The sequence below is a fragment of the Psychrobacter sp. ENNN9_III genome (assembly GCF_001462175.1).
GTDB lineage: Bacteria > Pseudomonadota > Gammaproteobacteria > Pseudomonadales > Moraxellaceae > Psychrobacter.
Map to the genome: position 1 here is coordinate 1 of NZ_LNUO01000068.1, position 9,799 is coordinate 9,799.

Genomic DNA, 9,799 nt, shown 5'->3' on the forward strand with positions numbered 1-9,799 from the left:
GCTTAAGTAAACTGCTTGTGACAATAAATACGTATACTAACAAATTAAGTCAGCTTTACGCTGGCTTTTTTTTGCTGACTACATTAGCTTATCATCATACTACAGCCAAGATTTTTTATATGAAAACGCCTTGTCATTCAAAAATGCATAAAAATATGAATACTTTAAGAAGTGTTACTGGTAAAGACAATAAGCAAGTCAGTCATTCTATACAAGATAGTCACGCAATGCATTATAAGAGGCACTATAAAGCGCTACAAATACTATTAAGCTTTTTTATCATTGCACTGAGCGCTATTTGTATGCCTACTTACGCTGCAACCAGTAATGATGGGCCTAGTACTAGCGAGCAAATGGTTAGTGAATCAAGCACTAATGCTCAGGATGATGCAAAAACTGAAGTGGCTGCTAAAGCAGAAAATTTGGTCGACTATGCGGCTCAAAAAATTGATACGATCAAAAAAGAAGGCGTTAGTATCTCTGGAGTGACAGAAGAGATATTTGATCCTACAGAACGCAATGCTGTGCAACAATCTGGAAACTTACAAGGCGATGCAGGATTAAAAGGAGAGTATAACGAGAGCTATTATATTTTAGACAAGCTCAATACTGGTTTACCGCCTTTATCTGAGCCACCAAACCTGTCAACACCACTGGCTACTTTGGAGTTTTTTTCAATCAGCGGTAATGAAACAGCAGTTTGACTTGGCCGCTTATGCGCTCAATATGAACCTGATTGACAGTGAAGTTCAGCGCAGTCGCGCCCTTGAGCTGGCAAAGCGACTTGATTTTTTTGTTATCTGAAAAAGAGCTTTATGTATTCGATGACCTGCCAGATCGTCCTGATGGTTTAATCGAACCGCCACTTGGTAATGCCAGTAGCGTCATGGGTATTCCTAGACGCTCTATCCAATTAGGTTATATTGATTATCGCGAACGCCGTGTGCCTGTATATATGGAACGGGTACAAGTCAACGACGATGCACCGATTTGGGTGTTTTCAGCGCAGACCGTTGGCAATATCGATAATCTTTATGAGCAGTATCACCCCGCAGAGTTCGAACGACATTTACCCATATGGATGAAACTACAGTTTTTTTGGTATTGCGTTATGGGAGTTTTTGGCTTTATTTTCATTTTTCTTATTTACCATGGCGATGGGTTGGTTACTAGGTAAAGGCACTGAAAAGCTCATTAGCCGCTATATTGATGACGATCAAAAGTACAGCACCTATTATGTAGGCAGTACTAACAGTGTGGCAGACTTGGTAAGTAAGCTGACCGTACCATTAACTTTTAGCATCAGCTTCTCGTTAGTTTTTACTTTAGTATCAGGCGGTTTTCCATATTTAGACGCGGTAGCTTCCTCGACTCGTCCAGTTATTTGGGTTGGGTTGGTGTTTAGTACGATGTGGCTTGGTATACGTGTTATTAACTTTTTTGCCAATCGCTATCAAGACATGCAGATTGAAAACCTGTCTGAAGAACACCTTGATAAAGAGCGACGTCGTCGTACTTATGTGTCGATATTTCGCCGTGTCTTTATTTTTGCCATGATACTTGGCAGTATTTGGATCGGTCTTAGTGAATTTACTAATATGGAAGGTCTCGGCACGACCTTATTGACCTCGGCTGGTATCGCTGGTGTGATCATTGGTATAGCCGCGCAGCCCATATTGGGTAACATCATCGCTGGGGTACAGGTAGCGGTAACCCAGCCGATCCGTATCGGCGATACTGTGATGATGGAGGGCGATTGGACCACTATTGAAGATCTGCGTTATACCTACGCGGTGCTAAAGACATGGGATGAGCGCCGCTTAATCGTGCCAATGCGTCATCTCATCACTGAAGTGGTAGAAAACTGGTCACATACTGAAGCACATCAGACTTGTGTAGTCTATCTATACGTTGATTATGGAGCAGATATCGATGCTATTCGAAACAAGTTTAGTGAGCTGGTGAAAGAGAGCGAATTTTGGGATGGTGAGACAGACCCTCAAATGCTGACAGTGTCATTAAGTGAAAACACGATTAAATTACGCGGTAGTCTGGCATCTGATAGTCCTATGAATGCGTTTTATTTAGAATGTGAAGTGCGTGAGCAGATGCTCAGCTATCTATATCAGGAGCAAAGAGAGTATCTACCGGCCGAGCGTTTAATATTTAAAGATAGGGACGAATAACGAATGATTGGTTGATGCTTTTTATTAGTAAAATAAGCGAGTAAATATAACATGCGATTTACGCGCTTATTTGTTATAATATGGCGTTATTTTTAAGGGATAATTAAGTCAATAAGAGTAAGGCGACGCTATATTTGCGCTAACCAACAAATGGTAAATCAATAACAGTCTTCTAGTGTTTTATTTAACTGGCACATTGTTTACTATTTAATGCCTTATAAATCAAAGCATTGTGAGATAAAGTCTTTAAAGATTAAATATCATAAAGTTGCATTGGTCATCTTGATAGATTGTCTTAATACGAGCATCCCGCCCATCAAAATAACCACCACTAGAGGTCTGTATGTTGCGAATTGTCGATGAAGCCTTAACCTTTGATGACGTTTTATTGTTACCAGCCTATTCTGAAGTCCTGCCAAAAACTGCCAACTTGTCTACGCGTTTGACCAAAAACATCACGCTCAATTTACCGCTGGTATCTGCTGCGATGGATACGGTAACTGAGTCTGAGATGGCAATCACCATGGCTCAGCTAGGCGGGATGGGTATCTTGCATAAAAGCATGGATATCGTCAAACAAGCCACGCAAGTACGCCGTGTCAAAAAGTTTGAAGCAGGTACGGTGGTTGACCCTATTACGGTACATCCTGAGATGACTATCGGTGACTTATTAAAGTTGACCCAAGATAACAACATCTCTGGTGTGCCTGTGGTAGAGAAGGGCACAGATAAAGTCGTTGGTATCGTGACTCATCGTGATTGGCGTTTTGAGACTAATTTATCATTGCCTGTTAGCCATATCATGACGCCAAAAGAGCAATTGGTCACCGTTCATGAAGGCGAAAGTAATGAAAATATCAAAAAATTACTTCACGAGCATCGTATCGAAAAGGTCATCGTTATAGATGACGAGTTTCGTTTGCGCGGTCTAATTACGGTTAACGACTTTGCCAAAGCCGAAAACAATCCCAATGCTTGTAAAGATGATCAAGGTCGTCTGCGTGTTGGTGCCGCTGTCGGTACAGGCGCAGATACGCAAGCGCGCGTTGAGGCATTAATCGACGCTGACGTAGATGTTATCGTGGTAGATACAGCTCATGGTCACTCAAAAGGAGTGGTGGATAAGGTTTCTTGGATCAAGAAAAACTATCCGAATGTGCAGGTTATTGGTGGTAATATCGCAACGGGTGATGCGGCCAAAGCATTGCGTGATGCAGGTGCTGATGCAGTTAAAGTAGGTATTGGTCCTGGCTCTATCTGTACGACGCGTATTATCGCTGGTATCGGTGTGCCGCAAATCTCAGCTATCGATAATGTCGCTAGTGCCTTGCAAGACAGTATTCCATTGATCGCTGATGGGGGTATTCGCTATTCAGGCGATATGGCAAAAGCCATCGCTGCTGGTGCGTCTTGTATTATGGTAGGCTCGCTTATGGCTGGTACTGAAGAAGCGCCGGGCGAAGTGGAGCTATTTCAAGGCCGTTATTATAAAGCGTACCGCGGCATGGGCAGTCTTGGCGCAATGTCAGGGTCAAATGGTTCGTCAGATCGTTATTTCCAAGATGCCAAAGATGGCGTAGAGAAGCTCGTGCCAGAAGGTATCGAGGGCCGTGTTCCTTATAAAGGTCCAGTCGCTGGTATTGTCAATCAATTGGTCGGTGGTCTGCGCTCATCAATGGGTTATACAGGCTCAGCAACCATCGAAGATATGCGTACCAAACCGCAATTCATCAAAGTCACCTCAGCGGGTATGAAAGAGTCGCACGTCCATGATGTACAGATTACCAAAGAAGCACCAAACTATCGTGTGGACTAAACTGGCGTATTAACCAAATTATTGCTTTAAATATTCATTCTTTGATATATAATGTCTTAGAATACAACAGTCAACAATGCTCGTGTATTGTTGGCTTTTTTTATAAAATAAATTTAGTGGACAGACTATCATGCCTAAAGGCGTTTGGATTCTGTTATCGCTAACAGCTAGCACAAGGATATAATCATAATGAGCTATTTTGGCACCGATGGTATACGTGGAAAATTTGGACAACTACCTATTACACCAGATTTTATTTTAAAATTGGGCTATGTAACAGGACGGGTGCTTATAGAGAATAATGATAATCCTAATCGTAAACCTAGTGTGGTCATCGGTAAAGACACCCGTCTTTCAGGTTATGTGATTGAGGGAGCACTTCAAGCAGGCTTTAACGCAGCAGGCGTCGATGTACATATGCTAGGTCCGCTACCCACGCCAGCTATTGCGCATATTACTCGTAGCTTTCATGCTGATGCTGGTGTTGTGATTTCAGCCTCACATAATCCTTACTATGATAACGGTATCAAGCTGTTTTCAGGCGATGGCAAAAAGCTAACTGATGAGATGCAAGATGCTATCAACGATAAATTGCAAGCGATGATGAATCCTACTAACGACGACTTACTGATGCCTATCATAGACCCATCGCAGTTGGGTAAGCACACTCGCATCAATGATGCTACAGGCCGCTACATCGAATTTTGTAAAGGAACTTTTCCTTATCAATATGATCTGAGTCATTTGACTGTTGTCGTAGATTGCGCCAATGGTGCAGGCTATAGTGTCGCTCCAAGAGTCATGCGTGAGCTTGGCGCTACTGTAATACCTATTAATAATAAACCTGATGGTATCAATATCAATGCCGACTGCGGCTCAACACATCCTGAAGGTCTGCAAAAAGCGGTTTTAGAATATGATGCAGACGTTGGCATTGCACTAGATGGAGATGGAGACCGTATCGTCATGGTAGACGAAACGGGTAAGCTGGTTGATGGTGATGGCATCCTATATGTGCTTGCTACTCAAGGACAGTCACGTGTCAAGGGGGTTGTTGGAACCTTGATGAGTAATATGGGCCTAGAGCTTGCACTACAAAATGCAGGAATTGAGTTCACTCGTGCGAAAGTCGGTGATCGCTATGTTATGCAAGAGCTTGCCGCCAATGATTGGTTATTAGGCGGTGAGCCATCAGGGCATATATTATGTTTAGATAAAAGCCGTACCGGTGACGCTATTATTGCAAGCCTGCAAGTACTTGCCGTTATGCAATCAGAGGGCAAAGCATTAAGTGAGCTAACAGAAGGGTTTGAAATCTTACCGCAAAAGCTTGTCAATGTTCGCTTGAATCAAATGCAAGATCCTTATGAGCAAGAAGAGTTGGTGCAAGCTTTTGATAAAGCACAAGCTACTTTAGAAGGTCGAGGTCGTCTGCTTATTCGTCAATCAGGTACAGAGCCTATGATTCGGGTGATGGTCGAGTCAGATGATGAGATTGAGTGTGATGTCATGGCCAATGACTTGGCAGATAAAATCAAAGCAGTATTGGGTTAACCGTTTAATATAATATCTTAAGATAAGGGTGCAGCATGAGCATGGACTTTACTGATCAGCGTTTATCATATGAAAAAGGCAGTCTTGATCAACAGTCAGTACCGGCATCACCGTTTGAGCTGTTAAAGACTTGGATGAATGAGGCGATAGAGCAGCAAGTACAAGAGCCGTATGCTATGAGCTTAGCAACGTGCGGCGCGGACAATAAGCCTAGTGTCCGTATCGTCCTTATGCGTGAAATCACTGAGAATGGCGTAGTATTTTATACTAACTACGAGAGCGCCAAGGGTCAGGACATTGCAGAGAATCCAAATGCTGAGGTACTATTCTTTTGGCATGAGCTTGAGCGTCAAATTCGTATTGGTGGTAGCATTGCTAAAATAGATGCTAATAAATCTGCTGCTTACTTTCAAAAGCGTCCGCATGATAGCCAAGTAGGCGCGTGGGTCAGTCAACCACAAAGCGGTGAAGTGGCCAATCGTGAAGTGATGGAACAAGCGTTTGAGGCGCTGCAAAACGACTATCCAGAAAACAGTCAAGTACCAACGCCAGAATTTTGGGGTGGTTATGAGATTACTATTCATGAGATAGAGTTTTGGCAGGGACGTGCCAGTCGCATGCATGACCGCATCGTATATAAGCAAGATGATGATAGCCAAAGCGCTGAAAGCTGGACGACCAAGCGTCTACTACCATAGTGTTTGGCTGATTTTGAAATCCTAGCTCATTTAAAAATATAAAAAATCCACTCTATATCCAGTTTCTCGGGTATTTAGAGTGGATCTTTTATATCAGTTATTTGCTTTATTTGGCTTTATTTGGCATTGGTATCGACATCCACAGAAACGGACATACCAGGACGCAAGCGTGCAAGTTCAGGTTGGTTCGGATCCAAGTCGATACGTACTGGGATGCGCTGCGCAATTTTTATATAGTTACCTGTCGCAGGATTGGCGGCACCTGCACTAAACTCACTGCCAGTGGCTGGTGAGATGTTGCTCACATGACCTGTGAATTTGGCACCGCCAAGCGCATCCACATGAATAGTAGCTGGTTCGCCGATTGCCATACTAGCTATTTGGGTTTCCTTAAAGTTTGCGATAATCCAAATGCCTTTTGGCACGATATACATGAGCTGGGTGCCCGCGCTAACGTACTGGCCTTCTTTGACACTGACTTGGCTCAGCTGACCGGACTCAGGTGCTGTGATGATCGTATTATCGAGATTAATTTGCGCTTGCTTCACACCTGCCTCAGCACTTTTGATATTTGCGTCCAGCGAGGGTTGGGTACCACTGGTTTTGGCGCGGTTTTGTTGAGCGGCTTGTAAGTTGGCTTCAGCCTGTTGCACGCTTGCCTGTGCTTGAGCCAGCTTTGCTTTGATATGAGCCACTTCTGCTTTTGATACCGCACCGATAGCATCTAAGCCTTGATAGCGATTGACGTCTTCACGAGCGCTCTCGACATTGATTTTGGCGCTATATAAGTCTGCTTTGCGTGCTTCGATTTGTGCTTGGCTAGATTGCGTGTCTTGAACATTGGTAGAGCGACTGGTGATCGCCACTTCAGTATTGGCCTCGGCTTGTTCAAGTTGCTGTTGAAACGTTCGGTCGTCTATTCTTATCAGTAGATCGCCCGCTTTTACATCAGCAAAATCCTGCACCGCCACTTCGGTGACATAGCCGGAAACTTGCGGACTAATAATAGTGGTTTGACCTTTGACAAAGGCGTTATTGGTTTGTTGCACCGTAGGCGTAAATGGTGGCAGTTTCCAAGCATATAAAATCAAGGCCACACCAATGACAATCAGCGCAATCAATAATCCCAAATTTAGATAGGATTTTTTCTTGGGAGACCAGCCAGCCGTGTTTGATATCGGCTCTTTTGGCGGCATAGGCGTTTCATTATCATCGTCTTGATTTTCTATAGAGCCTTCTACAGAGTTATCCTCACGCACGCTATCAGGCGTATCAGTAGCTGCTTGTATCTCGGATGTATTCGTTTTCTTTTGCGTAGCGCTTGTAGCGGTCTCTACTGGAGCCGTAGCAGACTCTGTACGTGTGTCTGTTGCTGGAGCATCAGTTGACGTCTGAGGTATTTTATTAAGCTCATTTGGTTTTTCTTGGCTCATGACATGCTCCTAAATGTTAATAAGCAGATATCTGATTGGTCTGACTATAAATAAATATGATAAAAAATCACTAAGATAATAAGTTGAATTATTTTGTTTCGCGCATCTTGGCGATGACGGCGAGCTCTTTGGCCAGTGGATTGCGCTTGTGGTAGCGGTTATAAAGATAATTGAGCAGCAAAATAATCGTAACGGCAGTAGCAAGACAGGCCATCAGAAAAAACAGGTCGCTGTATGCTGCGACCGTTGCTTGGCGCTGAATGCCTTGCAGTACTTGGCTAACTGCACCGATATTTGCTTGGGCCGCGTCAGTGGTCTGATTCGACAGCATGTTACGAGTGCCTGCCACCTGAGCGCTAAATGCAGGATCGCCCAAATTCAATGAGCTGACCATATCTGCATAATGCATTTGTGTACGAATGGTCGTAAATGCCTGAATGGCTGCCGCACCTGCCAGTCCGCCAACTGTTTGGGAAATGCCAAAAATCACTGAAAAACTAATAATATACGCAGGGCCACTGCCAATAGCCCGCAAAAACCCTTCAAAAACCAAAGGCCCCATGAAATACACCGCGGCAAAGGCAATCAAAAACTGGCTGAGATAAAACGTATAGGGTGCTGAATTAATAGACACACCAACATCCATCCAAGACCCTAAGGCAATCAATGCCACTGCAAAAATAACAGGTCGGCGCAAATCCATCGCATTGGTACTAAAAATACTAATAATCAAAGCCAGTGCACTGGCGGCTATAATAACAGCATAAAAAGTAACCAGCTGATCGTTACCGTAGCCGAGGTTAGCGAGCAATCCTGCCGCTCCGACATTTTGCTCAGATAGCAAAATCCGCATGACAGCGCCCGTCACCATGAATGCAATAATATTGCGGCTACGCATCCAGCGCACTTGTAGCATCGGATTTTTGCGATGCGTCTCAATCCATAACGCGATGCTAATCCCGACGATAGCAATCATCAGTGGATAGACGAGCCAAGGTGTCGTCCACCATAAAATTCGACCCTGTACCAAAACGACAGCCAATGCAGCCAGACCACTAGCGAAAAAACCAAAGCTTACAAAATCCAATTTCTCAAATACTTTTTCTGTATTCCCTGGTGGTAGCTCTAATATATTAATCAGCCCAAAACAAATCAGCGCCAGACCAAATTGAAATAAAAATAAGTTTTCAAGCTGACCGTCGATGGCGAGGTAGGGCGAGATGACACGTGATAATGGAATACCAAACTGTACCAGACCAAAACCCAATATGAGACCACTAGTACGTTTGACGGTTGGCATACCCTGAAGACAATAAAACAAGCCCAATACGGTCATACCACTTGCCACCATACCACTAAGTCCCCTAGCGACAATCTCTAAATAATAGGGCTCAATGCTAATATTAGGTGTGTCTAACAAGTGACTGCTGATCAGCCACTGTAGACTGGTGGCGGCTAACAAAAATGACAGGGTGATTTTGCTAAAAAGCGACATGCCAAATTGCTGACGAATTTTGTACAGCAGGACGGTGATACAGGCATTGGTCATATTATAACTGACCGATATCCAACCACCTTCAGCTGGCGTTAAGCCTAGCTGACCCTGAATTTGCGTCAGGTTGGCGACAAGTAGACCATTTTGGAAGCTGGCTGTGAGACCCACAAAAATCCCAATAAGCAAATAAAATACTTTACGGCGTGCCGGATGGTCAGGATTGGCTGGAGAGCCCACCATTATTGGCTGTTCGTGGGGCTTAAACTGGTATTCGTTACTCATGGGCGTACCACAATCTGTATAAGGAAATAGAGTGACATAAGACAGATGCCAGACGGGGAGTCAGGTCAGTTGGTATTTATAGCGTGAAACGCCAGTCAACTCACTGATGGTATCTGAAAGATAACCCAAAAAATTCAGAAAGGATTTTATCATAACTTTTATCGTGCTTTTGTCATCGACGCGTAATTCACGGATGGTGCTGAACAATTTGTTTGGTTGCTCTATAGCTTAATGCTCTCATATGACATTGATGACTATAATGCGACGGTTATTTATGCAAACATAAAATAAAGCACGCATAAAAAACAGCTCTATACAGAGCTCCCAGAAGGTTT

General features: G+C 43.7%; 8 protein-coding genes. 6 read left to right on the forward strand and 2 right to left on the reverse strand.

The window, feature by feature from the left end; all coding sequences use genetic code 11:
* The first annotated feature begins 155 nt into the window (after window positions 1-155).
* From PENNN9_RS12970 to pdxH, 6 genes are all read left to right on the forward strand, one after another.
* On the forward strand, window positions 156-704 hold the full coding sequence (locus tag PENNN9_RS12970) for a hypothetical protein (protein WP_227511716.1): 549 nt from the start codon (window positions 156-158) through the stop codon (window positions 702-704).
* A 32-nt stretch (window positions 705-736) separates the two neighbouring features.
* Window positions 737-1,177 (forward strand): hypothetical protein, encoded by a 441-nt coding sequence (locus PENNN9_RS12975; protein ID WP_227511717.1) that lies wholly within the window; start codon window positions 737-739, stop codon window positions 1,175-1,177.
* Window positions 1,122-2,186 carry a mechanosensitive ion channel family protein gene (locus PENNN9_RS12980; RefSeq protein ID WP_227511718.1) on the forward strand — a complete coding sequence of 355 codons (1,065 nt, stop codon included), beginning with the start codon at window positions 1,122-1,124 and terminating at the stop codon, window positions 2,184-2,186. The genes PENNN9_RS12975 and PENNN9_RS12980 overlap by 56 nt, the downstream gene beginning before the upstream one ends.
* A 343-nt stretch (window positions 2,187-2,529) precedes the next feature.
* The gene (guaB, locus tag PENNN9_RS04525; protein ID WP_058368540.1) at window positions 2,530-4,002 is read left to right on the forward strand and encodes an IMP dehydrogenase; all 1,473 of its coding nucleotides are present in this window, start codon (window positions 2,530-2,532) and stop codon (window positions 4,000-4,002) included.
* Window positions 4,003-4,191: 189 nt separating this feature from the next.
* Complete coding sequence (gene glmM, locus PENNN9_RS04530) at window positions 4,192-5,556, forward strand: phosphoglucosamine mutase (RefSeq protein WP_058368541.1); 1,365 nt, start codon at window positions 4,192-4,194, stop codon at window positions 5,554-5,556.
* Between the two features lie 41 nt (window positions 5,557-5,597).
* Entirely contained in the window at window positions 5,598-6,254 is a 657-nt protein-coding gene (pdxH, locus tag PENNN9_RS04535; protein WP_058368543.1) for a pyridoxamine 5'-phosphate oxidase, read from the forward strand.
* Between the two features lie 116 nt (window positions 6,255-6,370).
* Here pdxH and PENNN9_RS04540 read toward each other — a convergent pair whose 3' ends face one another.
* Window positions 6,371-7,687 (reverse strand): HlyD family secretion protein, encoded by a 1,317-nt coding sequence (locus PENNN9_RS04540; RefSeq protein WP_058368542.1) that lies wholly within the window; start codon window positions 7,685-7,687, stop codon window positions 6,371-6,373.
* A gap of 88 nt (window positions 7,688-7,775) precedes the next feature.
* Window positions 7,776-9,464, reverse strand: a complete 1,689-nt coding sequence (locus PENNN9_RS04545) for a hypothetical protein (protein WP_058024515.1) — start codon at window positions 9,462-9,464, stop codon at window positions 7,776-7,778.
* Window positions 9,465-9,799: the final 335 nt, after the last annotated feature.